27 protein-coding genes are annotated in these 24264 nt (G+C 68.3%); 21 read left to right on the top strand and 6 right to left on the bottom strand.

Annotation, left to right across the window (positions count from 1 at the left end; genetic code table 11):
* Positions 1–10 precede the first annotated feature (10 nt).
* The 6 genes from CRO07_RS04050 to CRO07_RS04025 all read left to right on the top strand — a co-directional run bounded on the left by CRO07_RS04050 (position 11) and on the right by CRO07_RS04025 (position 5941).
* Positions 11–1747 carry a type I secretion system permease/ATPase gene (locus tag CRO07_RS04050; protein ID WP_097029396.1) on the top strand — a complete coding sequence of 579 codons (1737 nt, stop codon included), beginning with the start codon at positions 11–13 and terminating at the stop codon, positions 1745–1747.
* Entirely contained in the window at positions 1744–3045 is a 1302-nt protein-coding gene (locus tag CRO07_RS04045; protein WP_097029395.1) for an HlyD family type I secretion periplasmic adaptor subunit, read from the top strand. The genes CRO07_RS04050 and CRO07_RS04045 overlap by 4 nt, the downstream gene beginning before the upstream one ends.
* Before the next feature lie 71 nt (positions 3046–3116).
* The gene (locus CRO07_RS04040) at positions 3117–3575 is read left to right on the top strand and encodes a RidA family protein (RefSeq protein ID WP_097029394.1); all 459 of its coding nucleotides are present in this window, start codon (positions 3117–3119) and stop codon (positions 3573–3575) included.
* Complete coding sequence (locus CRO07_RS04035; protein ID WP_097029393.1) at positions 3575–4345, top strand: glycerophosphodiester phosphodiesterase family protein; 771 nt, start codon at positions 3575–3577, stop codon at positions 4343–4345. Before CRO07_RS04040 ends, CRO07_RS04035 begins: the two co-directional genes overlap by 1 nt.
* An 88-nt stretch (positions 4346–4433) precedes the next feature.
* A complete protein-coding gene (locus CRO07_RS04030) occupies positions 4434–5612 on the top strand; it encodes a GNAT family N-acetyltransferase (RefSeq protein ID WP_097029392.1) in 1179 nt (392 codons plus the stop codon).
* 41 nt (positions 5613–5653) lie between these two features.
* Positions 5654–5941, top strand: coding sequence for a 4a-hydroxytetrahydrobiopterin dehydratase (locus CRO07_RS04025; RefSeq protein ID WP_097029391.1), 288 nt, complete (start codon positions 5654–5656; stop codon positions 5939–5941).
* A 98-nt stretch (positions 5942–6039) separates the two neighbouring features.
* Here CRO07_RS04025 and CRO07_RS04020 read toward each other — a convergent pair whose 3' ends face one another.
* Positions 6040–6528, bottom strand: coding sequence for a peroxiredoxin (locus CRO07_RS04020; protein WP_097029390.1), 489 nt, complete (start codon positions 6526–6528; stop codon positions 6040–6042).
* Positions 6529–6631: 103 nt separating this feature from the next.
* Here CRO07_RS04020 and CRO07_RS04015 point away from each other — a divergent pair, with 103 nt between their 5' ends.
* The 7 genes from CRO07_RS04015 to CRO07_RS03985 all read left to right on the top strand — a co-directional run bounded on the left by CRO07_RS04015 (position 6632) and on the right by CRO07_RS03985 (position 12592).
* Complete coding sequence (locus tag CRO07_RS04015) at positions 6632–7834, top strand: NAD(P)/FAD-dependent oxidoreductase (protein WP_097029389.1); 1203 nt, start codon at positions 6632–6634, stop codon at positions 7832–7834.
* Complete coding sequence (locus CRO07_RS04010; protein WP_097029388.1) at positions 7831–8385, top strand: RsmD family RNA methyltransferase; 555 nt, start codon at positions 7831–7833, stop codon at positions 8383–8385. The genes CRO07_RS04015 and CRO07_RS04010 overlap by 4 nt, the downstream gene beginning before the upstream one ends.
* A complete protein-coding gene (locus CRO07_RS04005; protein ID WP_097029387.1) occupies positions 8382–9050 on the top strand; it encodes an HAD family hydrolase in 669 nt (222 codons plus the stop codon). Before CRO07_RS04010 ends, CRO07_RS04005 begins: the two co-directional genes overlap by 4 nt.
* A gap of 68 nt (positions 9051–9118) precedes the next feature.
* Positions 9119–10021: a metal ABC transporter substrate-binding protein gene (locus CRO07_RS04000; protein ID WP_097029386.1), complete on the top strand. Its 903-nt coding sequence runs from the start codon at positions 9119–9121 to the stop codon at positions 10019–10021.
* A complete protein-coding gene (locus tag CRO07_RS03995) occupies positions 10021–10890 on the top strand; it encodes a manganese/iron ABC transporter ATP-binding protein (RefSeq protein ID WP_097029385.1) in 870 nt (289 codons plus the stop codon). Before CRO07_RS04000 ends, CRO07_RS03995 begins: the two co-directional genes overlap by 1 nt.
* Positions 10887–11747 carry a metal ABC transporter permease gene (locus tag CRO07_RS03990; RefSeq protein WP_097029384.1) on the top strand — a complete coding sequence of 287 codons (861 nt, stop codon included), beginning with the start codon at positions 10887–10889 and terminating at the stop codon, positions 11745–11747. Before CRO07_RS03995 ends, CRO07_RS03990 begins: the two co-directional genes overlap by 4 nt.
* Entirely contained in the window at positions 11744–12592 is an 849-nt protein-coding gene (locus tag CRO07_RS03985; protein ID WP_097029383.1) for a metal ABC transporter permease, read from the top strand. Before CRO07_RS03990 ends, CRO07_RS03985 begins: the two co-directional genes overlap by 4 nt.
* On the opposite strand, the gene CRO07_RS03980 is transcribed toward CRO07_RS03985, so the two are convergent.
* Both CRO07_RS03980 and CRO07_RS03975 read right to left on the bottom strand, forming a co-directional pair.
* A complete protein-coding gene (locus tag CRO07_RS03980) occupies positions 12589–13209 on the bottom strand; it encodes an enoyl-CoA hydratase/isomerase family protein (protein ID WP_097029382.1) in 621 nt (206 codons plus the stop codon). The genes CRO07_RS03985 and CRO07_RS03980 overlap by 4 nt on opposite strands.
* A complete protein-coding gene (locus CRO07_RS03975; RefSeq protein WP_097029381.1) occupies positions 13209–13961 on the bottom strand; it encodes an SDR family oxidoreductase in 753 nt (250 codons plus the stop codon). Before CRO07_RS03975 ends, CRO07_RS03980 begins: the two co-directional genes overlap by 1 nt.
* 123 nt (positions 13962–14084) lie before the next feature.
* On the opposite strand from CRO07_RS03975, the gene CRO07_RS03970 reads away from it, so the two are divergent.
* The 4 genes from CRO07_RS03970 (at position 14085) to CRO07_RS03955 (ending at position 18988) form a co-directional block, all read left to right on the top strand.
* Positions 14085–15617, top strand: coding sequence for a DUF2125 domain-containing protein (locus CRO07_RS03970; RefSeq protein WP_097029380.1), 1533 nt, complete (start codon positions 14085–14087; stop codon positions 15615–15617).
* A gap of 117 nt (positions 15618–15734) precedes the next feature.
* Positions 15735–17078, top strand: coding sequence for a TldD/PmbA family protein (locus CRO07_RS03965; RefSeq protein WP_097029379.1), 1344 nt, complete (start codon positions 15735–15737; stop codon positions 17076–17078).
* Positions 17065–17841 carry a 3'(2'),5'-bisphosphate nucleotidase CysQ gene (locus CRO07_RS03960; protein ID WP_097029378.1) on the top strand — a complete coding sequence of 259 codons (777 nt, stop codon included), beginning with the start codon at positions 17065–17067 and terminating at the stop codon, positions 17839–17841. The genes CRO07_RS03965 and CRO07_RS03960 overlap by 14 nt, the downstream gene beginning before the upstream one ends.
* 214 nt (positions 17842–18055) lie before the next feature.
* A complete protein-coding gene (locus tag CRO07_RS03955; protein WP_097029377.1) occupies positions 18056–18988 on the top strand; it encodes an energy transducer TonB family protein in 933 nt (310 codons plus the stop codon).
* A 4-nt stretch (positions 18989–18992) separates the two neighbouring features.
* Here CRO07_RS03955 and map read toward each other — a convergent pair whose 3' ends face one another.
* Positions 18993–19847, bottom strand: a complete 855-nt coding sequence (gene map, locus CRO07_RS03950; RefSeq protein WP_097029482.1) for a type I methionyl aminopeptidase — start codon at positions 19845–19847, stop codon at positions 18993–18995.
* A 138-nt stretch (positions 19848–19985) separates the two neighbouring features.
* Here map and CRO07_RS03945 point away from each other — a divergent pair, with 138 nt between their 5' ends.
* The 3 genes from CRO07_RS03945 to CRO07_RS03935 all read left to right on the top strand — a co-directional run bounded on the left by CRO07_RS03945 (position 19986) and on the right by CRO07_RS03935 (position 22413).
* On the top strand, positions 19986–20717 hold the full coding sequence (locus CRO07_RS03945; protein WP_097029376.1) for a competence/damage-inducible protein A: 732 nt from the start codon (positions 19986–19988) through the stop codon (positions 20715–20717).
* Complete coding sequence (locus tag CRO07_RS03940; RefSeq protein WP_097029375.1) at positions 20714–21424, top strand: GNAT family N-acetyltransferase; 711 nt, start codon at positions 20714–20716, stop codon at positions 21422–21424. The genes CRO07_RS03945 and CRO07_RS03940 overlap by 4 nt, the downstream gene beginning before the upstream one ends.
* Positions 21425–21504: 80 nt before the next feature.
* Positions 21505–22413, top strand: a complete 909-nt coding sequence (locus CRO07_RS03935) for an OmpA family protein (protein ID WP_235840924.1) — start codon at positions 21505–21507, stop codon at positions 22411–22413.
* On the opposite strand, the gene CRO07_RS03930 is transcribed toward CRO07_RS03935, so the two are convergent.
* Positions 22414–23319, bottom strand: a complete 906-nt coding sequence (locus CRO07_RS03930; RefSeq protein WP_097029373.1) for a LysR family transcriptional regulator — start codon at positions 23317–23319, stop codon at positions 22414–22416.
* A gap of 329 nt (positions 23320–23648) precedes the next feature.
* Between CRO07_RS03930 and CRO07_RS03925 the strand changes: the two genes are divergently transcribed.
* Positions 23649–23789 (top strand): hypothetical protein, encoded by a 141-nt coding sequence (locus tag CRO07_RS03925; protein ID WP_097029372.1) that lies wholly within the window; start codon positions 23649–23651, stop codon positions 23787–23789.
* 29 nt (positions 23790–23818) lie between these two features.
* On the opposite strand, the gene CRO07_RS03920 is transcribed toward CRO07_RS03925, so the two are convergent.
* Positions 23819–24211: a hypothetical protein gene (locus tag CRO07_RS03920; RefSeq protein ID WP_235840923.1), complete on the bottom strand. Its 393-nt coding sequence runs from the start codon at positions 24209–24211 to the stop codon at positions 23819–23821.
* Between the last annotated feature and the right edge of the window lie 53 nt (positions 24212–24264).

The following is a 24264-nucleotide window of genomic DNA, read 5'->3' as shown; positions in this document are numbered from 1 at the left end:
AGGGGATGCCATGACCGGACCCGACATCCGCAAGGGGCTGGACGAGCTGCGTGCCGCGCGCCGCCTGTCGCTGGGCGCGCTGTCTGCCGCCTTTTTGTTCAGCGTCTTTGTCAACCTGCTGATGCTGACCGGGCCGCTTTACATGCTTCAGGTCTATGACCGCGTCCTTGGCTCGCGGTCCGAAGAGACGCTTCTGGCGCTGTCGCTGCTGGTGACGTTCCTGTTCGTGGCCATGGGCTTTCTGGATCACGCCCGCGCGCGGGTGATGGCCCGGGTGGGCGCGCGGTTTCAGGACCGGCTTGACCGCCGCGTGTTCGAAGCCTCGATGCGCCGCCTTGCGCTGGCGCCGAACGATCCCGCCGCGGTGGCCGCCCAACGCGATCTGGAATCGGTGCAACGGCTTTGGTCCTCGCCGGTGCTGCTGGCGCTGTTCGACATTCCGTGGACGCCGCTGTTCATCGGCGCGATCTTCGTCTTTCACCCGTGGATGGGCTGGCTGGCGGTGGGCGGCGGCGTGACGCTGATCCTTGTCACGCTTCTGAACAAGCAGATGGCCGAGGTGCCGATGCAGCGCGCCAACTCGGGCTCGCTTCAGGCCGACCGCTTTGCGGAAAACCTGAAATCCGAAGCCGAGGCGGTGCAGGCGCTTGGCATGGCCGGCAACGGCTTTGACCGCTGGCAGAAGGCGCGCGGGGCGGCGCTGGAATCAAGCATTGCCGCCTCGGATCTGACGGGCGCCTTCGGCACGCTGACCAAGACGCTGCGGCTGTTTCTGCAATCGGCCATGCTGGGCCTTGGGGCGTGGCTGGTGCTTCAGGGCGAACTCAGCGCGGGTGCGATGATCGCGGGCTCGATCCTGATGGGCCGCGCGCTGTCTCCGATCGAAACCGCCATCGGCCAGTGGTCGCTGGTGCAGCGGGCGCAGGAAGGCTGGCGCCGCATGGCCGAACTGCTGAGCCGCCAGCCGGTCGAGCCTCCGCGCACCGCCCTGCCCCGCCCCCGCGCGATGATCGAGGCGCTGAACCTGAGCGTGATCCCACCCGGGGAAAACGTGGCGGTGGTGCGCGGCATCACCTTCCGGCTGGACCCGGGTCAGGCGCTGGGCGTGATCGGGCCGTCGGGATCGGGCAAGTCGACGCTGGCGCGCGCACTGATCGGGGTCTGGCGCCCGGCCGCGGGCAAGGTGCGGCTGGATGGGGCGGCGCTGGATCAGTATGATCCGGACGTTCTGGGCAGCTATATCGGCTATCTGCCGCAGCGCGTGACCCTGTTCGAAGGCACCATCGCCGAGAACATCGCCCGGCTGAAGGGCACCCCCGACGGCGAAGCGGTGGTGGCCGCCGCGCGCAAGGCCGCCGCGCATGACATGATCGTGGCGCTGCCCAACGGCTATGACACCCGTGTGTCGGCCATGGGCGGGCGGCTGTCGGGCGGCCAGATCCAGCGCATCGGCCTTGCCCGCGCCATGTATGGCAACCCGGTGTTTCTGGTGCTGGACGAGCCGAACTCGAACCTCGACAACGAAGGGTCTCAGGCACTGAACGCGGCCATCCGGTCTATGAAACAGGCGGGCGGCTCGATCTTCATCATGGCCCACCGCCCCGCCGCCATTCAGGAATGCGACCTGTTGATGGTGATGGACCACGGCCAGCGCACCGCCTTCGGGCCGCGCGATCAGGTGCTGCGCGAGATGGTCAAGAACCACACCGAAATCGTCAAGAACGCCGGCCCCGGAGGAGTGACATGAGCCGCCCCGCACCCTGGTCCAGCCGCAAGCCGCTGCTGCTGGGCTTTGCCACCCTCGCCATCCTGCTCGGGGGCTTCGGCACCTGGAGCATCTTCTCCTCGATCTCGGGGGCGATCGTCGTCTCGGGCCAGATCGAGGTCGAACAGAACCGTCAGGTGGTCCAACACCCCGACGGCGGCGTGGTCGAAAGCATCGCGGTCACCGAAGGCGCCACGGTCAAGGCCGGCGACATCCTGCTGACCTTCGACGGCACCTCGCTGCGGTCGGAACTGGCCATCGTCGAAGGCCAGCTTTACGAACTGATCGCGCGCCGCGCCCGGCTGGAAGCCGAACGCGACGATTCCGACAGGCTGAAATTCATGCCCGAACTGGTTGCGGCCGCACAGCAGCGCCCCGCGGTGGCGGATCTGATGGACGGCCAGCAACGCCTGTTCGACGCCCGCCGCGAAACTCTGGCCCGCCAGATCGAACAGACCGAAAAGCGCAAGGCACAGATCGCCAGCCAGATCGAAGGCGTGGATTCCCAGATCGACGCGCTGGGCACGCAACTGACGCTGATCGAACAGGAACTGACCGATCAGGAAGGTCTGCTGTCCAAGGGTCTGGCGCAGGCCAGCCGCGTTCTCAGCCTGCAACGCGAAGAGGCCCGCCTGCGCGGCGAACTGGGCGAACTGGCGGCCTCGCGCGCCAATGCCGAGGGCCGCGTGACCGAACTGGATATCGAGATCCTCCGCCTCGGCTCGACCCGGCGCGAGGAAGCCATCACCCAGTTGCGCGACTTTGGCTATCGTGAACTGGAACTGGTCGAACGCCAAAGCGCGCTGACCGAACAGATCGCGCGCCTTGACCTGCGGGCGCCGGTGTCGGGCGTGGTGCTGGGGCTTCAGGTGACCACCCCCCGCTCGGTGGTGCGCCCGGCCGATCCGGTGCTGTATCTGATCCCGCAGGACCGCCCGCTGGTCATCGCGGCCAAGGTGCAGCCGATCCACATCGACGAGGTCGCCGTGGGCCAGCCGGTCCGCCTCGTGTTCTCGGCCTTCTCCAGCCGCACCACGCCGGAACTGATGGGGCATGTCTCGGTGCTGTCGGCCGACGCCCTGACCGATCAGCAGAACGAGGCCCCCTATTACCGCGCCGAAATCGTGCTGGACGAAGGAGAGCTGCAAAAGCTCGAAGACCGCACCCTGCTGCCCGGCATGCCGGTCGAAGCCTTCATCCGAACGGGCGAGCGCACGCCGCTGGCCTACCTGCTGAAACCTTTCACCGATTATTTCAACCGCGCCCTGCGCGAGACCTGAACCCAAGACATGGGCTTGCCGGCCCGGGGCGGCAGGGCTAGCCTCCGCCCCGAACCAGCCGGAGATCCCCGATGACCATCGAAGCCCGCCTTGCCGAACTTGGCGTGACCCTGCCCGACGCGCCGGCCCCGGCCGCAAACTACGTCCCCTTCGTGGTGACGGGAAACCTCGTCCATGTCTCGGGCCAGATCAGCCAGACCGCGGACGGGATGATCAAGGGCCGCCTCGGCGCCGACATGGAAACCGAAGCCGGCGCCGCGGCCGCAAAAGCCTGCGCCATCAGCCTGCTGGCCCAACTGCGCCGCGCCTGCGACGGCGACCTGACACGCCTCGTGCGGGTCGTGAAGCTGACGGGTTTCGTGAACTCGACCCCCGACTTCACCGACCAGCCCAAGGTCATCAACGGCGCCTCGGACTTCCTTGTGGCAGCCCTCGGCGATGCCGGCCGCCATGCCCGCTCGGCCGTCTCGGCCGCCAGCCTGCCCTTCGGCGTCGCCGTCGAGATCGAGGCGATCTTCGAGATCCGCTGATGCGCATCCCCCTGCCCGCCCCGTTCCTGCACCTGCCCATCGCCCACCGCGCCCTGCATGACCGCAGGGCGCGCCGGCCCGAAAACTCGCCCGCCGCCATCCGCGCGGCAATCACGGCCGGCTATGCCATCGAAATCGACCTGCAACTGTCGTCCGATGGCCAAGCGATGGTGTTCCACGACGAAACCCTCGACCGCCTGACCCACGCCTCCGGTCCCGTCGCCGCCCGCACCGCCGCCGACCTCGGCCGCATCCCCCTGCGCGACAGCGACGACACCATCCCCACCCTGCCCGAGGTGCTGACCCTCGTCGCAGGCCGCGCCCCCCTGCTGATCGAGATCAAGGACCAGTCCGGCACCCTCTGCCCGGCAGTTGGCCCACTCGAAGCCGCCACCGCCCGCGCCCTGCAAGACTACACCGGCCCGGTGGCCGTGATGTCCTTCAACCCGCACAGCATCGCCGAAATGGCCCGCCTCGCCCCCCACCTTCCGCGCGGCCTCGTCACCTCGTCCTACCGCCCCGAAGACTGGGCCCCCGTCCCGACTGAAACCTGCGACCGCCTGCGCGCGATCCCCGACTACGACCGCACCGACGCCAGCTTCCTCTCACACGAAGCCCCCGACCTCGACCGCCCGCGCGTGGCCGAACTCAAGGCGCAAGGCGCCGCCATCCTGTGCTGGACCATCCGCTCACCAAAGGACGAAGCCGCCGCCCGCCGCATCGCCCAGAACATCACCTTCGAACACTACCTCGCCCCACTTCCCACCTGACAGCCCCCTTCATTCTGGCACAAATATCCTCGGGGGGCGCGGGGGGCAGACAGCCCCCCGCTCCACCGGTTCCGGAAACACACCCCGCATGACCCGACCCGAGATCGAGATCACCGCCCACGCCTCCATCGCCGAGATCCCGGAAACCTGCTGGGATGCGGTGGCCTGCCCCGAAGCGGCCACGGGCCGGCCCGAAGACCCGTTCACCACCCACCGCTTCCTGTCGGCACTGGAACGCTCAGACTCGGTCGGGCCGGGCACCGGCTGGCAGCCGCTGCCTCTGGTGGCGCGTGCCGACGGGCGCCTGATCGCCGCGGCGCCGCTTTACGCCAAAAGCCACAGTCAGGGCGAATATATCTTCGACCACAACTGGGCCCATGCCTACGAACGCGCGGGCGGGCGCTATTACCCCAAACTGCAACTGGCGGTGCCTTTCACCCCGGCCACCGGCCGGCGCTTCCTGACCCGCCCGGGGGACGAAGACACCGGCCGCACCGCCCTGATCCGCGGCACGCTGAACCTTGCCGAACGCAATGCGCTTTCCTCGCTGCACGTCACCTTCTGCACCGCGGCCGAGGCCGAGGCCGGCGCCCGCCTTGGCCTCATGCCGCGCACCACCCAGCAGTTCCATTGGGAAAACCGCGGCTACACCAGCTTTGCCGACTTCCTTGCCGACCTGTCGTCGCGCAAGCGCAAGGCCATCCGCAAGGAACGCGACACCGCACAGGCCTTCGGCGGCACCATCCGCTGCCTGACCGGCGACCAGATCGAGCCCGCCCATTGGGATGCCTTCTGGGCCTTCTATCAGGACACCGGCAACCGCAAATGGGGCCGACCCTACCTGACCCGTCGTGCGTTTACGGAATTTCACGACAGGATGCGCCACGACATCCTGCTGGTTCTGGCCGAACGCGCCGGCCGCCCGGTCGCGGGCGCGCTGAACTTCATCGGGCGGCGCACGCTTTTCGGCCGCTACTGGGGCTGCACCGAGGATCACCCCTGCCTTCACTTCGAACTCTGCTATCATCAGGCCATCGACTGGGCGATCGCCCATGGCCTGCACCGGGTCGAGGCCGGCGCGCAGGGCGAACACAAGCTGGCCCGCGGCTATCTGCCGGTTCCGGTCCATTCACTGCACTGGTTCGCAGATCCGGGCCTGGCCGAGGCTGTCGCGCGCTATCTTCAGGCCGAACGTCGCGCCACGACCGAAGACATCGAGGTTCTGACCGCCTATGGCCCGTTCCGCCGCGGCGGCAACGACGAGTGACCGACGATGGACATGCCCCAGCCCCCGGAAGGAGATGACCGATGACCGACCCGATCGATCCCGCAGATCTTGCCCCGCTGATCGCCAGCGGCTGGCGCCATGACGACAGCCGCGGCGCGCTCTGCAAGACCTATCGCTTCGACACCTTCGTGGATGCCTTCGGCTTCATGACCCGTGCCGCGCTCTGGGCCGAGAAATGGAACCACCACCCGGAATGGCGCAATGTCTATGGCACGGTCGAGGTGACGCTGACCACCCATGACGCGGGCGGGCTGACGGCCCGGGATGTGAAACTTGCGCGTCGGATGGACGACCTGACCCGCGGCTGACGGGCAAACGCAGGCGGGAAAGGGCGGGCGGGGGATCCCGCTCTGGCCGTCGAGGATGGGCGGACGGACCTTGCACCGACCCGCCCGCACCCCGCAGATCAGATCGCAGCCAGCAGCGCCTCGCCGCCCGAGGTCTCGCAGACGCCGGGGCTTTGCTCCAGGTGAAGCACCTTCACCACCCCGTCCACCGCCTGCAACGCATAACGCTTCGACCGTCCGATCAGCCCGACGGGCAGCGCGTCGAAATCAAGACCCATCGCCTTGGTAAAGGCGCTTTCGGCATCCGACAGCAGGGTGATGCCGGCCTCGGTCGCGCCGGTCGCCTCGCCCCAGGCTTTCATCACGAAGGGGTCGTTCACCGCGATGCAGATCACCTCGTCCACGCCCTTGTCGCGGAACTGCGGCAGGGTGCGGATGAAGCTGGGCACATGGGCCGAATGGCAGGTGGGCGTGTAAGCGCCCGGCACGGCAAAGATCACCACATTGCGGCCCTTCAGCCGGTCAGACAGCGCCACCTGCTCGGGGCCCTCGGCCCCCAGCCGGATCAGCGTGGCCTCGGGCAGCCGGTCCCCCACCGAAATCCCCATTTCCGTCTCCCTCGCGCGTTGCGTTTCCGATGTTCCGGGATATAGGGTCCGACCCGGCGCCCGACCAGTCGTTTTGTCGCAGGCGCGGTAACAGAGGTGTAGGATGTCGGATATCGTGGTGATCGGGGCCGGTCAGGCCGGGGCGGCCCTTGTGGCGAAACTGCGTGCCCTGGGCCATTCCGGCAGCCTGACCCTGATCGGCGCGGAACAAAGCCCGCCCTACCAGCGCCCGCCGCTGTCCAAGGCCTATCTGCTGGGCGAGATGGAGGAAACGCGGCTGTGGCTGCGCAACCCCGCCTTCTATGCCGAAGCCGGGATCGATCTGCGCCTTGGGCAGCCGGTCACCGCCATCGACCGCACGGCCCGGACAGTGACAGTGGACGGGCAGACGGTTCACTATGACCAGTTGGCGCTGACGACCGGATCAGTCCCGCGCCGCCTGCCCGATGCCGCAGGCGGGGCGCTGGCCGGGGTGCATGTCGTGCGCACGCTGGCCGATGTCGATGCAATGCGGAAAGAATTCGCAGCGGGCCGGCGGCTGGTGGTGATCGGCGGCGGCTATGTCGGGCTTGAGGCGGCCGCCGTGGCCGCAAAGCTGGGCCTTCAGGTCACCGTGGTCGAAATGGCACCGCGCATCCTGCAACGGGTGGCCGCGCCCGAAACCTCGGACTGGGTCCGCGCGCTGCATACCGCCCACGGCGTCCGCATCATCGAAGGCATGGCGCTGGACCGGCTTGTGGGAGAGGGCCGGGTTCAGGCCGCGCGGTTGGCCGACGGCACCGAACTGCCGACCGATTTCGTGATCGCAGGCGTGGGCATCCTGCCCGCCACCGCACTGGCCGAAGCCGCGGGACTGGCACTGGACAACGGCATCGCGGTCGATGCGCAGGGCCGCACCTCGGACCCGGCGATCTGGGCCGCGGGGGACTGCACCTCTTTTCCGTGGCAAGGCGGGCGGTTGCGGCTGGAGTCGGTGCAGAACGCCATCGATCAGGCGGAACTGGTGGCCGCGAACATGCTGGGCGCGGGGCAGGACTATCGGCCGATGCCGTGGTTCTGGTCGGATCAGTATGACATGAAATTGCAGATCGCGGGACTGAACCTTGGCTATGACCGGGTGGTGACGCGCGGGCCGGAAGGGGGCGCGGTCTCGTTCTGGTATTTCCGCGGCGATGCGTTACTGGCCGTGGATGCGATGAACGATCCGCGCGCCTACATGGTCGGCAAGCGCCTGATCGAGGCCGGCCACAGCCCCGCCCCCGCGCAGGTCTCGGATCTGTCGGTGCCGCTGAAGGCGCTGCTATGAGGATCATCGGCGGGGCGCGGCGTGGACTTCGGCTGGCCGAGGTCGGCGCGGGTGATGCCGCGGCCCATCTGCGCCCGACCTCGGACCGGGTGCGCGAGGCGATCTTCAACCTGCTGATCAATGGCGGCTATGGCAATCCGGTGGCGGGGGCGCGGGTGCTGGACCTGTTCGCCGGCACCGGCGCGCTGGGGCTTGAGGCGCTGTCGCGCGGCGCGGCCGATGTGATCTTTGTCGAAAGCGGCGCCCCGGCGCTGGCGCTGCTGCGCCAGAACATCGGGCTGATGCGCGCCGCAGACAGTTGCGAAATCCAGCGCCGCGATGCCACACGCCCCGCGCCGCCCCCCGCCGCGCCTGTCACGCTGTGCTTTCTTGATCCGCCCTATGGCAAGCGGCTGGGCGAGGCGGCACTGGCCGCCCATGCCGGCTGGCTTGCCCCCGGCGCGCTGGTGGTGTGGGAGGAAAGCCAGCCCCCCACCCCGCCCGACGGCTTCACCCAGCTTGACCAGCGCCGCTACGGCGAGACGCTTGTCACCATACTTGAGGCGCCATGACCCTTCCGACCCAGCCCCCCCATATCAAAGCCGTGATCTTCGATTGCGACGGCGTGCTGGTGGACAGTGAACCCGCAGCCTTCGCCATGCTGGGCGAGGATATGGCCCGCCACGGCCTGCCGCTGACCCATGCCGAGATGGAGGCGCATTTTCTGGGCGGCACCATTCCCGGCGCCGCCGCCAAGGCCCGCGCGCTGGGGGCGGATCTGCCCGCGAACTGGGTCGATGATTTCTATGAACGCCTTTACGCCCGGCTGGCCGAAGGCACGCCGCTGATCCCGGATGTGCTGGGGGTGATTGCGGCGCTGGATGCGGCGGGCATCGCCTATGCGGTGGGGTCGAACGGGTCAGACCGCAAGATGCAGGTGACGCTGGGCCAGCACCCGGCGCTGCTGGCAAAGCTGCACGGCCGGCTGTTCTCGGGGCAGACCCTTGGCGCGCCAAAGCCCGCGCCCGATCTTTACCTGCACGCCGCCCGCGCGCTTGGCGTGCCCCCCGCCCATGCCGCCGTGATCGAGGACAGCCCGACCGGCGCCCGCGCCGCCCGCGCCGCCGGCATGACCTGCTTCGGCTATGCCCCCCACGGTCAGGCATCGGCGCTGCGGGCCGAAGGCGCCATCCCCTTCACCGACATGCGGGACTTGCCCGGACTTCTGGGCCTTTGATCCTCACGGAATTGCGAAGGGTTCGCAATTTTGCTTGACCTTTTGCGAATGCATCGCATTTTCATTCCATGCGGATACGATGGCTTGCCACCCTGACCGGAACCCTTGCGCTGCTGCTGGCAGCCCCGTCCGATGCGCGCGAGCCGCGGATGAAGGTGGCGACCACCTTCACGGTTCTGGCCGACATGGCGCAGAACGTGGCCGGCGACGCGGCCGAGGTGGTCTCGATCACCCGCCCCGGCGCCGAGATCCACGGATACGAGCCGACGCCGCGCGACATCGTGCGGGCATGGGATGCCGACCTGATCCTGTGGAACGGGCTGAACCTTGAGCTTTGGTTCGCGCAGTTTCTGGACAACCTGAAGGACGTGCCCTCGGTCACGCTGTCCGACGGGATAGACCCCATCGCCGTGGCGGGCGGCGAATATCGCGGCAAACCCAATCCGCACGCCTGGATGGGGCTGGATAACGCTCTGATCTACATCGACAATATCGCCCACGCGCTGGCCACGCACGACCCCGCCAATGCCGCCACCTACCGCGCCAATGCCGAAAGCTACAAGGCCCGCCTGCGCGAAGCGATCGGCCCCTTGCGCGACCGGATCGCGGCGCTGCCCGAAGATCGGCGCTGGCTGGTGACCTGCGAGGGCGCATTCCCCTATCTGGCCCGCGATTTCGGCCTGAAAGAGCTGTACCTCTGGCCGATGAACGCCGATCAGGTCGGCACCCCGCAACAGGTGCGCGCGGTGATCGATGGCGTCCGGCAGCACCGCATCCCGGCGGTGTTCTGCGAAAGCACGGTGAACAACGCCCCCGCCCGTCAGATCGCGCGCGAAACCGGCGCCGCCTATGGCGGGATGCTGTATGTCGACAGCCTCAGCACGCGGGACGGGCCGGTGCCGACCTATCTCGACCTGATGCGCGTCACCGCCGAGACCATCGCGGCCGGGCTGGAACAAGGAGACGGCTGATGCAGATGGCGCCCCCCCCCGAAGGCGAGGGCATCCTTGTCCGCGATCTGACGGTGACCTACCGCAACGGTCTGACCGCGCTGCACCACGCCAGTTTCGCCCTGCCGCGCGGCACGGTGACGGCGCTGGTGGGCGTGAATGGCGCGGGGAAATCCACGCTGTTCAAGGCAATCATGGGGCTGGTGCCGGCGGGCGCCGGCCAGATCCGCCTTCTGGGCCGGACAGTGCCGCAGGCGCTGCGCGAAAACCTTGTGGCCTACGTTCCGCAGGCCGAGGAAGTGGACTGGACCTTCCCGGTTCTGGTCGAGGATGTGGTGATGATGGGGCGCTATGGCCACATGGGCCTGCTGCGCCGCCCCAAGCCCGCCGACCGCGCCGCCGTGACCGAGGCGCTGGCCCGCGTGGGAATGGAGGCCCTGCGCCATCGCCAGATCGGGGAACTGTCGGGCGGGCAACGCAAGCGGGTGTTTCTGGCCCGCGCACTGGCGCAAGAGGGTCAGGTGATCCTGCTGGACGAGCCCTTCACCGGCGTCGATGTCCAGACCGAGGCCGAGATCATCGCCCTTCTGCGCGAGTTGCGCGCCGAGGGGCGGGTGATGCTGGTCTCGACCCACAACCTTGGCTCGGTCACCGAGTTCTGCGACCGGACGGTGCTGGTGAAAGGCACGGTGCTGGCCCATGGCCCGACCGAGACCACCTTCACCCACGCCAATCTGGAACGCGCCTTTGGCGGCGTGCTGCGCCGCTTCACCCTGTCGGGCACGCTGCTGCACGACGACGACGACCCGCGCGAGGTCAGCATCCTGACCGACGACGAACGCCCCCTTGTGGAATACGGCGGCCGGATCCGCCGGCAGGAGGGCGAATGACCTTCGCCGCGCTGACCGAGCCTTTCCTGTATGGCTACATGGCCAATGCGATGGCGGTTTCGGCGCTGGTGGGGGCGGTCTGCGCGTTTCTGTCGTGTTTCCTGATGCTGAAGGGCTGGTCGCTGATCGGGGATGCGCTTTCGCATTCGGTGGTGCCGGGGGTGGCGGGGGCCTACATGCTGGGCCTGCCCTTCGCGCTGGGGGCCTTCCTCGCCGGAGGGCTGGCGGCGGGGGCGATGCTGTTTCTGTCGGATCGCAGCGGGTTGAAGCCGGACGTGGTGATCGGGCTGATCTTCACCTCGTTCTTCGGGCTGGGGCTGTTCATGATCTCGGTCGATCCGATGGCGGTGTCGATCCAGACCATCGTGATGGGCAACATTCTGGCGATCTCGCGCTTTGACATGATCCAACTGGCGGGGATCGGGGTGGTGTCGCTGACGATCCTGCTGGCGACGTGGAAGGATCTGATGGTGACCTTCTTTGACGAAAGCCACGCGCGATCCATCGGGCTGCGGACGGGGGCGCTGAAGGTGCTGTTTTTCACGCTGCTGTCGGCCTCGGTCGTGGCGGCGATGCAGACGGTGGGGGCGTTTCTGGTGATCGCGATGGTGGTGACGCCGGGCGCCACCGCCTATCTGCTGTGCGACCGCTTTCCGCGCCTTCTGACGATGGCTGTGGCCATCGGCACGGCAACCGGCTTTCTGGGCGCCTACATGTCCTATTTCCTTGACGGGGCGACGGGGCCGGTGATCGTCACGCTTCAGACCGCACTGTTCCTGCTGGCCTTCGCCTTTGCGCCCAAGCACGGGATGCTGGCCGCCCGCCGCCGCGCCGCGCGGGCACTGGAGGCCGAATGACCGAGACGCTGTTGTTCCCGTTTCAGTTTCCCTTCATGCAGACGGCGTTCCTGATCTGCATGCTGGTTGCGGTGCCGACAGCGCTGCTGTCGTGCTTTCTGGTGCTGAAGGGCTGGGCGCTGATGGGCGATGCGATCAGCCATGCGGTTCTGCCGGGCGTGGTGCTGGCCTATGTCACCGGCCTGCCGTTGCTGCTGGGCGCCTTTGCCGCCGGCATGACGTGCGCGCTGGCCACGGGCTTTCTGGCCGGGAACAGCCGGGTCAAGCAGGACACCGTGATGGGCGTGGTGTTTTCGGGCATGTTCGGGCTGGGGCTGCTGCTTTACACCTCGATCGAGACGGACGTGCATCTGGATCACATCCTGTTTGGCAACATGCTGGGGGTGGGGGCGCAGGATCTGCTGGTGGCGGGGGCGATCTCGGCCACGGTGACGGCGGTGCTGCTGCTGACATGGCGCGACCTGCTGCTGCATGCCTTCGATCCGGGGCAGGCGCGGGCGTCGGGGCTGCGGGTGGGGGTGCTGCATTACGGGCTGCTGACGGCGCTGGCGCTGACCATCGTGGCCACGCTGACGGCGACCGGGCTGATCCTGGCCATCGGCCTCTTGATCGCGCCGGGCGCCATCGCCTTCCTGACCGTGCGCCGCTTTGGCGCCATGCTGGCGGTGGCGGTCGCTGTCTGCCTTGGCGCGATGCTGGCCGGCACCTATGCCAGCTTTTTCCTGGACAGCGCGCCCGCGCCCACCATCATCCTGATCCTGAGCGGGATCTTCGTGACCGTGTTCCTGCGCCGCCAATGGCAGGTGCGGCGCGCGACGATGGCCGCCGCGCGCCCGCAGGGCTAGGCCGCGGCCACCATCGCCTTGATCGCCGCGACATGGTCGGGGCTGGCGCCCAGCGCATCGGCGGCAAGGCGTGCGGCCTCGGGCAGCAACTGATCCGGCGGCACGATCCGGTCAAGGATGCCCCAGGCCAGCGCCTCGTCGGAGGTGGCCTTCACCCCCGCCATCAGGATCATCCTGGCACGCGCCGGCCCCGCCAGCGCCACCAACCGCCCCACGTCCGAGGGCTGCGGCCGAAAGCCCAGCCGCATCACCGGATAGAACAGCCGCGTTTCGGGCACCGCGATCCGCAGATCGCAGGCCAGCGCCATCCCCATCGCGCCGCCCGCGATGGTGCCGTTCAGTGCCGCCACCGTCAGGCAGGGCAGCGCCGCCACCGCGGCCGACAGCCGTTCCCAGACCGGATCGGTGGCAAGACCGGCGCGGGCCTCGTCCAGATCCGCCCCGGCCGAGAACACCCGCCCCGCCCCGGTCAGCACCAGGGCGCGCACGCCATCCGCCGCAGCCGAGGCCACCGCCGCCTCGATTTCGCCAAGCATCGCCCGGGTCAACGAGTTCGCCTTGTCGGCGCGATCCAGCGTGACGATCCGCAGCCCGCCCTCATCTGCCGTGCGGATCATTATTCCACCAGCCCCACGGCACGGCGGATCGTCTCGTCCCGCAACGAGATTTCCTGACCTAGCCACTTGTCCGCACCATGCCCGCACATCCACAACAGCGCCCTCGCCGGCCAGTCGGCAGGGATATGCACCGAAGGGTCAAGCCGGCTGACCGGGTTCACCCCGCTTTCGCGGATCGCGTCCTGCATCCCGGTGGCGACCGTGCCGGGCGACAGGCCCATGATGCGGATGCGGTTCACCGCCTCTTCCAGATGGGCGCAGCGGGTCAGCATCGCGGCCCCGGCCTTGGAACTGCAATAGGCGCTCCAGCCTTCCAGCGCGTTCTGCGCCGCGCCGGAACTGACGGTGATGATGGTGCCGCCCTTGCCGCGCATGTGCGGAATGGCCGCGCGCATCCCGAAGAACACGCCCTTCAGGTTGATGTCGATGGCACGGGCCCAGGCGTCGGGGTCGCTGTCGGCCATGCGGGCGATCGGCTCGATCACGCCGGCGTTGTTGATCAGAACGTCGATCCGCCCCGCCGTGGCCACCACCGCGTCGATGGCGGCCCGGGTCTGGCCCCAGTCGCCCACGTCGCAGCGGATCGCGAAGGCGCCGCCGCCGATCTCGGCGGCCAGTGCGGTGATCTCGGCCTCGCTGCGCGCCAGCAGGGCCACCCGCGCGCCGGCCTGGGCAAAGACCCGCGCCGCGGCCGCGCCGATGCCGCGACTTGCCCCGGTGATCACCACCACCCTGCCCTGAAGATTGATCATTGCGCGCTCCTTCCCGTGGTCGTCCTGACAAACTTGTTAGCCGATGATTGCATTCGACGGAAAGGCTTGACCCTCTGGAACGCGCAGAAGATTGTGGGCCATCGTTCGTACCGGGGAAGGCTGATGATGTATTTCAGGACACTGGCGGGCAGCACCGCGCTGACGGCTCTTGTGGTGGCGGGGCAGGCCTCGGCAGATGTGACGCCCGAACTGGTCTGGCAAAGCTGGCAAGAGATGGGCGCCGCGGCAGGGCAGGGCCTGACCGCCGCGAACCAAAGCCGCAGCGGCGACACGCTGAAACTTGAAGGCGTGCGCCTTCACTTCGAACAACCGGGGATGCTGATCGACGGCGTCATCCCCGAGGTGAACCTGACCCAGCGCGGCGACGGCACTGTTGAAATAACCATGTCGCCCGAATTTCCGGTGGACATGACCGTGCAGGACGACCCCGAGGAAGGCGCCCCGCCGCCGGAACCGACGACGGTGGAACTGACGATCCGTCAGCCGGGCCTTGTCATGGTGGCGGCAGGCGACGGGGGCGCGGTTTCGTCGGTCACGCTGAACGCGCCCTCGTCGACGGTGGCGATCACCAAGGTCGATGGGGTCGATGCCAAGACGATGGATCTGGTGGCCGAAGTCTCGCTGAGCGATCTTGGCGGCACCTACCGGACCGAAGGCGCCGACAAGCGCGCGATCACCAGCGACTTTACCGCCGCCGTGGCCGAGATGACCTTTGCCATGACCGATCCCGAAAATGGCGGCAAGGCGAACGTGCGCGCCAGCGCAACCGACATCAAGGGCACGTCCGCGGGGCAGATGATCGGCCCGATCGGCATGACGGATCTTGCCGGCGCCCTGCGCGACGGGGCCACCTCCAACGGCCGGTTCACCTACGGCCCGGCCACGGTCGAATTCGACGTGACCGATGCCACGGACAGGATGAAAGGCTCCAGCAGCGTCGCCAGCGGGCATCTTGAGGTGGGGATGAACGAAGGCGGCCTGTCCTACAAGGGCGGCGCCAAGGGCGTGAACCTGACGCTCAGCGGCAATCAGATCCCGTTCCCCAGCTTTAACATGTCCTATGCCGAAGCCGCGTTCGAACTGCTGGCCCCGGTGGTCAAGGCCGATGCGCCGCAGGGGTTCCGGCTGCTGACGAAAGTGGTGGATCTGAAGGTCTCGGACGAGATCTGGGCCATGTTCGACCCGATGAAGCAGCTTCCGCGCGATCCGGCAACGCTGGTGGTGGATGCGACGGGCACGGCGAAGCTGGATGTCGATCTGCTTGATCCGGTGGCGGTCGAACAGCTGGGCGGCAAGGCGCCCGGCACGCTGGAATCGCTGTCGCTGCAAGAGATGAAGCTGACGCTGGCCGGCGCGACGCTGACCGGCAACGGCGGTTTCATCTTCGACAACACCGATACCACGACCTTCAACGGGATGCCCGCACCGACCGGCAAGCTGGACATGAAACTGGTCGGCGCGAATGCGCTGATCGACAAGCTGGTGGCCATCGGCCTTGTGCCCAACGATCAGGCGATGGGGGCGCGGATGATGCTGGGCATGTTCGCGCGTCCGGGCGAGGGTCAGGACACGCTGACCTCGACGCTGGAATTCAAGGACAAGGGCTTTTACGCCAACGGCCAGCGGCTTCAGTAACCGCGGCAAGACCTTTGCGACAGGCGGCCCCTTTGCGGGGCCGCTTTCCATTCCGGGCCCCGACTTGTTTCCGCGCCCTGCGCGGCTTACCTCGGGGCTGAACCACAGGAGTCCGCCATGACCGAACCGCTCGACCGCCTGACCGATCGGCTGCTTGATGCCGCCCGCCGCGCCGGGGCCGAGGCCGCCGATGCGATCGCGGTGCGCGGCACGTCGCTGTCGATCGACATCCGCGAACGGGCGCTGGAACAGGCCGAACGCGCCGAAAGCACCGAGATCGGCCTGCGGGTGCTGATCGGCGGCCGGCAGGCCTGCGTTTCGGCCTCGGACATGTCGCAGGCCACGCTGCTGGCGATGGCCGAACGCGCGGTGGCCATGGCCCGCGAGGCGCCGGAAGACCCGACCGTGGGACTGGCCGATCCGGGCCAGATCGCGCGCGACCGCGACCCGTCCGGTCTGGAACTGCACGACCCGGCCGAGGAACCCGCCCCCGCGACACTGGAACAGGATGCCCGCCGGGCCGAGGCCGCGGCGCTGGCGCATCCGGGCATCTTTCAGGTCGAAGCCTCGGGCGCCTATTCCCGGCGCGAGGTTCATCTGGCGGCAACGAACGGCTTTTCCGGCGGCTATGTCCGCACGTCGCGGTCGGTCTCGGCGGTGGCCTTCACCGGGCAGGGCACCGGGATGGAACGGGACTGGGCCGGCGAATCACGCGTCTTTGCCGCCGATTTGCCCGGCGCAGAGACCGTGGGCCAACTGGCGGCCGAACGTGCGCTGGCCCGCGTGGGCGCCCGCAAGCCGCCGACCGGCCATTTCCCGGTGATCTATGACGAACGCATCGCCGCCTCGCTGATGGGGCATCTGCTGTCGGCGGTGAACGGCAGCACCATCGCGCGGGGCGGATCGTGGCTGCGCGACGCGCTGGGGCAGCAGGTGCTGCCGGCGGGGCTGTCCTTCATCGAAGATCCGTTGCGCCCGCGCATCGGCCTGTCCCGCCCCTTTGACGCCGAGGGCCTGCCGACGCGCCGCCGCGCCATCGTGGAAAACGGCATCCTGACCGGCTGGACGCTGGATCTGGCCACCGCGCGCAAGCTGAAGATGGAAAGCACCGCCAATGCCGCGCGCAGCACCACACAGCCGCCGCAGCCGTCGGTGTCGAACACCGAACTGACACCCGGTGATCTGACGCGCGCCGGGCTGATCGCGCAGATGGGCACCGGGCTTCTGGTCACCGCGCTGATGGGGTCGTCGGTCAACGGCAACACCGGCGATTATTCCCGCGGCGCCTCGGGTTTCTGGGTCGAGGGTGGCGAGATCGTCGGCCCGGTGAACGAATGCACCATCGCAGGCAATCTGCGCGACATGCTGCGCACCATCATTCCTGCAAACGACGCGCGGGCGCATCTGTCCAGCCGGGTGCCCAGCCTTCTGGTGGAGGGTCTGACGATTGCCGGGGCATGACCTTGCCCTGCTGACCGAAGCCGCACGCGAGGCTGGCCGGATCGCGCTTGGCTTCTGGAAGAACAGCCCGCAGGCATGGGACAAGGGCGCCGGCGCCGGCCCCGTGACCGAGGCCGACCTTGCGGTGAACGATCACCTTGCCGCCCGTCTGCGCGCGGCGCGGCCCGATTACGGCTGGTTGTCCGAAGAAAGCACCGACACCGCCGCCCGGCTGTCGGCGCGGCGGGTGTTCATCATCGACCCGATCGACGGCACCCGCGCCTTCATGGCCGGCGAGGATACATTCGCCCATTCCCTTGCCGTTGCCGAAGCCGGCCGGGTGATCGCGGCGGCGGTCTATCTGCCGGCGCTTGACCGGCTTTATACTGCCAGCGTTTCGGCACCGGCGATGCGCGACGGCCAGCCGATCCGCGCCTCGGGCCGCCCGGAGGCCGCGGGCGCCACGCTGCTGGCAACCCGCCCCACGCTGGGCGAAAGCCACTGGCCCGGCGGCGTGCCGGATGTGAAGCGCAGCTTCCGCACCAGTCTGGCGTTCCGGCTGTGCCTTGTGGCCGAGGGGCGCCATGACGGGATGCTGACCCTGCGCGAGGCATGGGAATGGGACATCGCCGCCGGCAGCCTGATCGCGGAACGCGCCGGCGCGACGGTCACCGACCGTTTCGGCCAGCCGCTGGGATTCAATGCCGCGCATCCACAAACCGCCGGCGTCATCGCCGCGCCCGCGGGCGTTCACGCCGATCTGCTGGGCCGCCTGACGGCCTGAGCGGGCCGTGTCCGGGTGCCCCCCCGCCCCCCGGCGCGGGGGATCAACAGCCGGGCACCACACAGGTCCGTGGCGTGCAGGTGGGGCACCACCGGCCCCGGTGCGGGATCGGGGCCACCTGCGGCAGGGATGACGGCGGGCCATTGCCCGAACACGCGGGACAGTCCAGAAAGCGGCGCCGCCCCGGCGCGGCGAATCGCGGAAGATGCTTCCCATGACCTTCGTTCCCGCGCCCGATCCTGTTGGCTTCCGACGGCTTGATCCGATCCGCGCGCGGGATGCGGGTCCGGGGACGCGCCCGCCGACGCCGCTTTTGGTGACGGCCACGGCCACCACGGACAGGGACACAGGCCGGATCGCGACGGCAGGGGGGATCGCCTCGGCCGTGGCGCATGGCGCGCTGATCCTGTGGCTGCTGTTGGGCGGCCGGATTTTCCAGCCCGCCCATGCACCCGCGGTTGCGGCGGTCTCGGTCTCGGTGCTGACGACGGCCGAGTTCGCGGCCCTGACCGCCCCCCAGCCTGCGCCGCCGCCCGATCCGCCACAGGCTGCCCCACCACCGGCAGAGGCCGATCCCGCGCCGGCCCTGCCGCCGCGCCCGGCCGACCTTGACCCGCCCGCCGATCTGGCCCGCCAGCCGATGCCCACCGCCTTGCCCGAAGACCGTTTCCGTCCCGATCCGCCGCCGGAACAGATCACATCCGACCCGCCCCCCGACCGGCGACCACAGCGCCGCCCAGACCCGCCGCGCCCGGATGAAACGCCGAACGATCAACCCCGGCGCACACAGCCCCGGCAGGCAGCCCCTGCCCCGCAAGCCGCGACCGGCCAGCCGGCCCCGGCGGTCGCCGCCGCATCGCCCGGCCAGATCGACCGGCTGAAAGCGAAATGGGGTGCCGAGATCCGCCAGCGGGTCCAGCGCCGCACACGCGCGGCGCGGGGGATGTCCGGCGAGGTGGCGATGCTGCTGGTCGTCGACCGCAGCGGGGCGCTGATCTCGGTCGGGGTCGCGCGGTCGTCGGGCAATCCGCGGCTGGATGCGATGGCATTGCGGGCGGTGCGGGCGGCCGGGCGCTTTCCGCCCGCCCCCGCCGGTCTGACCGACGCCAGCTACAGCCTTTCGCTGCCGATCAGCTTCGTCCGCTGACCGATCAGATCGGGTAGAACTTGCCCGCCGGCGACAGGGTGAAGATCTCGCATCCGTCCGCCGTCACGCCGACCGCATGTTCGAACTGCGCCGACAGCGACTTGTCGCGGGTCACGGCGGTCCAGTCATCGGCCAGAACCTTGGTCTCGGGGCGGCCAAGGTTCACCATCGGCTCGATGGTGAAGAACATGCCTTCCTCAAGCTCGGGGGTGCGATCTTCGGTGTGGTTGCCCAGCGGCGTGACCTTGCGGCCCTGCTCGTCATAGCGGAAGTTCGCGTAATGCAGCACGTTCGGCGGCGCATGGAACACCCGCCCCAGCCCGTGGCCGCAAAAATCGCGCACCACCGACATGCGGTTGGCCTCGACATAGGTCTGGATCGCGCAGCCGATGTCGCCAAAGGTGGCGCCGGGCCTGACCGCCGCGATCCCCTTCATCAGCGCGTCATGGGTCACCTGGATCAGCCGCTCGGCCTTGCGCGACAGGGTGCCGGCCACATACATCCGGCTGGTATCGCCAAACCAGCCATCGACGATCACCGTCACGTCGATGTTCAGGATGTCGCCGTCCTTCAGCACCTTGGCACCCGGAATCCCGTGGCAGACCACATGGTTGACCGAGATGCAGGATGCGTGCTGATACCCCTTGTAGCCGATGGTGGCCGAGGTGACGCCACGACGCCCGATCTCTTCGGTGATGAAGCGGTCGATGTCGGCCGTGGTCACCCCCGGCTGGACAAGGGGGGCCAGCATGTCAAGGATCTCGGCCGCGACACGACCGGCCGTGCGCATGCCGGCGAAATCCTCGGGCTCGTAGATCCGGATGCCGTTCTTGGTGATGCGACCGCGCGTCTCGTCCACTGCGCCTGAATCCTTCTGGTCCTGATATCGGTTGAAGATAGTCAACATCTGCGACCTTTGCCAGATCCGTGCCAGCGGCGAAAGGTTTGAAACACCGCGCGGGCGGGCCTATAGCTGAACAATCCGAAGGAGACGCCGATGACCGCGAACCCAACCGCCGCCATGCTTGTGATCGGAGACGAGATCCTGTCGGGCCGCACCCGCGACGGCAACAGCCATTACCTTGCCGGCGAGTTGACCCGCCACGGCATCCGGCTGTGCGAAATCCGGGTGGTGGCCGACGACCGCGATGCCATCATCGCCGCGGTGAACGCGCTGCGCGCGGCCTGGGATCACGTATTCACCTGCGGCGGTATCGGCCCGACCCATGACGACATCACCGCCGAGGCCATCGCCGCCGCCTTTGGCGTGCCGATCGCCATCCGCCAGGATGCCCATGACCTTCTGGCCGCGCATTACGCCCGCACCGGGTTGGAGTTCAACGAGGCCCGCCAGCGCATGGCGCGCATCCCCGACGGCGCCCGCCTGATTGAAAACCCGGTCTCGGCCGCGCCGGGCTTTACCCTGGGCAATGTGCATGTGATGGCGGGGGTTCCGAACATCTTTCAGGCCATGGTCGCCTCGGTCATGCCGACGCTGACCGGAGGCGAGCCGCTTCTAAGCCAGTCGCTGCGCGTGGACCGCGGCGAGGGCGAGATTGCCGCCCCCTTCGCCGCGCTGGCGGCCGAGTTTCCCGACCTTCAGATGGGCAGCTATCCGTTCATCCGGAACGGGGCCTATGGCGCCAATCTGGTGATCCGGGGCACCGATGCCGGCCGGATCTCGGCGGCGATGACGCGGCTGGCCGCGCTGTTTCCGCAGCCGCAATGACGCCGGATGCGCTTTTCGCCACGCTGGATGCGACATGGCCCGCCGCCGGCCTGACACGGCAGGGCCCGTGGACGATCCGCGAAGGGCGCGGCGGCGGTCAGCGCGTCTCGGCCGCCACCGCGGACGGCCCGTGGCAGCCCGGCGACATCGCCACCGCCGAGGCGGCAATGGTGGCCCTTGGCCAGCGCCCGCTGTTCATGCTTCGCACGGGCGACGAGGCGCTGGATGCGGCGCTTGAGGGCCGCGGATACCGCATCAACGATCCGGTGACGGCCTATGCCGCGCCGGTCGCGACGCTTGCCGCCGATGCGCCGCCACATATGTCGGCCTTTCCGCATTGGCCGCCCCTGGGCATCGTGCGCGATCTTTGGGCCGAAGCCGGCATCGGCCCCGCCCGCGTTGCGGTGATGGACCGGGTGACCGGCCCGAAATGCGCCATCCTTGGCCGCCAGAACGACCGCGCCTCGGGCGCCTGTTTCGTGGCACTGCACGGGCAGGATGCGATGCTGCATGCGCTGGAGGTGACGCCCGCGCTGCGCCGGATGGGTTCGGCCGCGGCGATGGTGCGCCGCGCGGCCTGCTGGGCCGGTGAGCAGGGCGCCACGCGGCTGTCGCTGGTGGTGACAAGCGCGAACCTGCCGGCCCGCGCTCTCTATGCTTCTCTGGGCCTGCAAGGTGTGGGACAGTATCACTATCGCACGACATAAGCCCCAGAGAGGCCGAGCAGGTGCCAGCGACAGCATTGCGACAGGGGGCCGGGCGCCGCCGCCGTCCGGTTTTGACAGCCGTGACGGCGCTGGTCCTGATCGCGCATCCCGCCTTTGCCGCAGCCCTTGACCTGCCGGCGCCATGGGCGCTTGCCGCCCGGACCGAGACGCCCGCTTCCAGCTATCGTCTGCCCATCGGGCGGTGGGTGCCACAGGGCCTGCCCACCCGCGAGATCGAAGGCGCGGTGACACGCAGCGCGTTTCAGCGCCCGCTGGAGGGCGGATCGACCCTTGATCTGCTGACCCCGCTGCGCGCGGCGCTGGAAGCCCACGGCTTTCGCCCGCTGTTCCAGTGCGAAACCGAAAGCTGTGGCGGGTTTGACTTCCGCTATGCGGCCGACGTGCTGCCGGAACCGGAAATGCATGTCGATCTGGGCGATTTCCGCTTTCTGTCGGCGTTGCGCGACACCCCCGACGGCCCCGAGGCGATCAGTCTTCTGGTCAGCCGTTCGGCCGCGACGGGGTTCGTGCAACTGGTGCGGGTCGGCGCCCGCGTGCAGGCCGCGCCGGTCCCGGACCTGTCGGCCTCGTCGAAATCGCCCGAACCGCAGCCCGGGACGATCGGTGACCGGCTGTCCGACGGCGGGCCTGTGGTGCTGGAAGATCTGGCGTTTGCCAGCGGCTCGTCCCGGCTTGAGGATCGCAGCTATCCCGCGCTGGCCGATCTGGCGGACTGGCTGAAGGTCGATGCCGCGCGCCGCGTGGCCATCGTCGGCCATACCGACGCCTCGGGCAGTCTTGAGGCGAATGTCACTGTCAGCCGGGCCCGCGCCGCATCGGTGCGCGAACGGCTGATCTCACGCCACGGCGTTCCAGAGGCGCAGGTCACCGCCGAGGGCGTGGGCTATCTTGCCCCGCGCGACACCAACCGGACCGAGGACGGCCGCGCCCGCAATCGCCGCGTCGAAGTGGTGCCGACAGCGCCCTGATCACCAGTGATCCGGGCCCTTGTCCATATAGCGCCGCGCCAGAAAATCGATGAAGGCGCGCACCTTGGGCTGGGTGAACCGCCCCGGCGGATAGACGGCATAGATCCCCAGCGTCTCGACCGGCAGGCCGGGAATTGCCTCTTCCACCAGCCCCTCGCGCATCGCCTCGGCGTAAAGGAAGGACGGCAGATAGGCGATGCCAAGCCCGGAAATGGCAGCATTCAGCAGCGATTGGCCGTCGTTCACCGTCAGCCAGCCCGCGGTGCGGACCTGCCGCTTTTCGCCGGTGGGCGAGATGATCTTCCACACATTTCCATTCGCCTGATTGGAATAGTGCAGCAGCTTGTGGTCGTTCAGATCGTCGATCTTCGCAGGCCGGCCGTGGCGCTGGAAATAGCTGGGGGCTGCAATCATCCGCTTCGCCGTTTCGGTCAGCTTGCGGGCGCGCAGGGTGGAATCCTCCAGCTCGCCCACGCGGATCGCCATGTCGAACCCTTCCGAGATCAGTTCGACATAGCGGTTGTTCAGCACCATGTTCACGGTGATCTCGGGGTATTCGGCCAGAAAATCGGCCAGAATCGGCGACAGCAGGTTCACCCCGAAATCGGTCGCGACCGAAATCCGCAGCAGCCCCGAGGGGGCCGACTGCATCGAGGTCACCAGCGCATCCGCCTCGCCCGCGTCATTCAGCACCCGCCTTGCGCGGTCGTAATAGGCAAGGCCGATCTCGGTCGGGCTGACGCGGCGGGTGGTGCGGTTCAGAAGCCGCGCCCCCAGCCGAGCTTCCAGTGCCGAAACATGCTTCGACACGGCCGATTTCGAGATCCCCATCTTCTTGGCGGCATCGGTAAAGCCGCCCTGATCCACGACGGTGGCGAAGGCTTCCATTTCCGTCAGTCGGTCCATTGTGGATTCCCCAGCGCACAATCAGAGGCTTTTGCCATTACTGATCCTGAAATCGGGCAGGATTGCGGAAGCGGGCGGGCAAACTGCGGATGATTGGTGCAGCCTGCCGCGCCGGAACGATTCGCGGCGCCCTGCGCCCTGCCCTGCGACGACGCGCGCGGGGGTTCCCTTGCGTCACGGTCACAATGTCGCGTAGCCAAGCCCGCAAGCGCAAGAAAATTGCGTCACGCTGTCGCGCTGCGTTGCAGCACCGGCATGGGTGGCATGCAGCATTAGGGAGAAGTCAAGAATTCCATGAGGTTTATATCAGAGGCCAAAGGAGAACGACCATGAAACATGCACCTCGTCCGATGACTGCCGCCCGCGCCGCCGAAATGACACCGGCGTATTTCACGCCCGAGCGGAACACCCGGCAGCTTCGGAGCCTCAGCATTCTTGACCAGATGTATGGCTACTACAGCCGCGACTGATCTTCATGCCGCGCGAGACGGCCGGCGCGTCAGCCCGCCGTCTCGACGCAATGCCGCCGGAACGCCTGCTTCAGCATGTCAAGTTCCGCGCGCAACAGATCCACCTCGGCCCGCAGATCCTGATCAACCGGCTCGCCGGTCAGGATCGTGACATGGGCCAGCGTCTGATCCGATGCCCGGTCACGGATCAGGATGACCTGCCCCCCTTCGGACAGAACCTCGGGCGGGATCGGCAGACGCACCTGCCATTCGCCGGGACGACCCGGCACAGCGGTCACATCCGGCGCGGGCAATGCCGTGTCGTGGTGGACCGCCTCAAGTTCGGGTGCGGTCGCAGCCCCCGTCAACAGCCCCTGCCAGATACCGGCGCGGATGGCAGTCTGCATCAGGATCATCGTCACAGCTCCCGTGTTGGCGGCCATGGCCGCGCCCCTGCCGGATGATCGGCGCCGCACGCGTGCAGCCTGCCGGCCGA

This window comes from Cereibacter ovatus, assembly GCF_900207575.1.
Taxonomy (GTDB): domain Bacteria; phylum Pseudomonadota; class Alphaproteobacteria; order Rhodobacterales; family Rhodobacteraceae; genus Cereibacter_A; species Cereibacter_A ovatus.
Note: the sequence above shows the minus strand (reverse complement) of the source record. Positions and strands in the feature narration are given on the sequence as shown.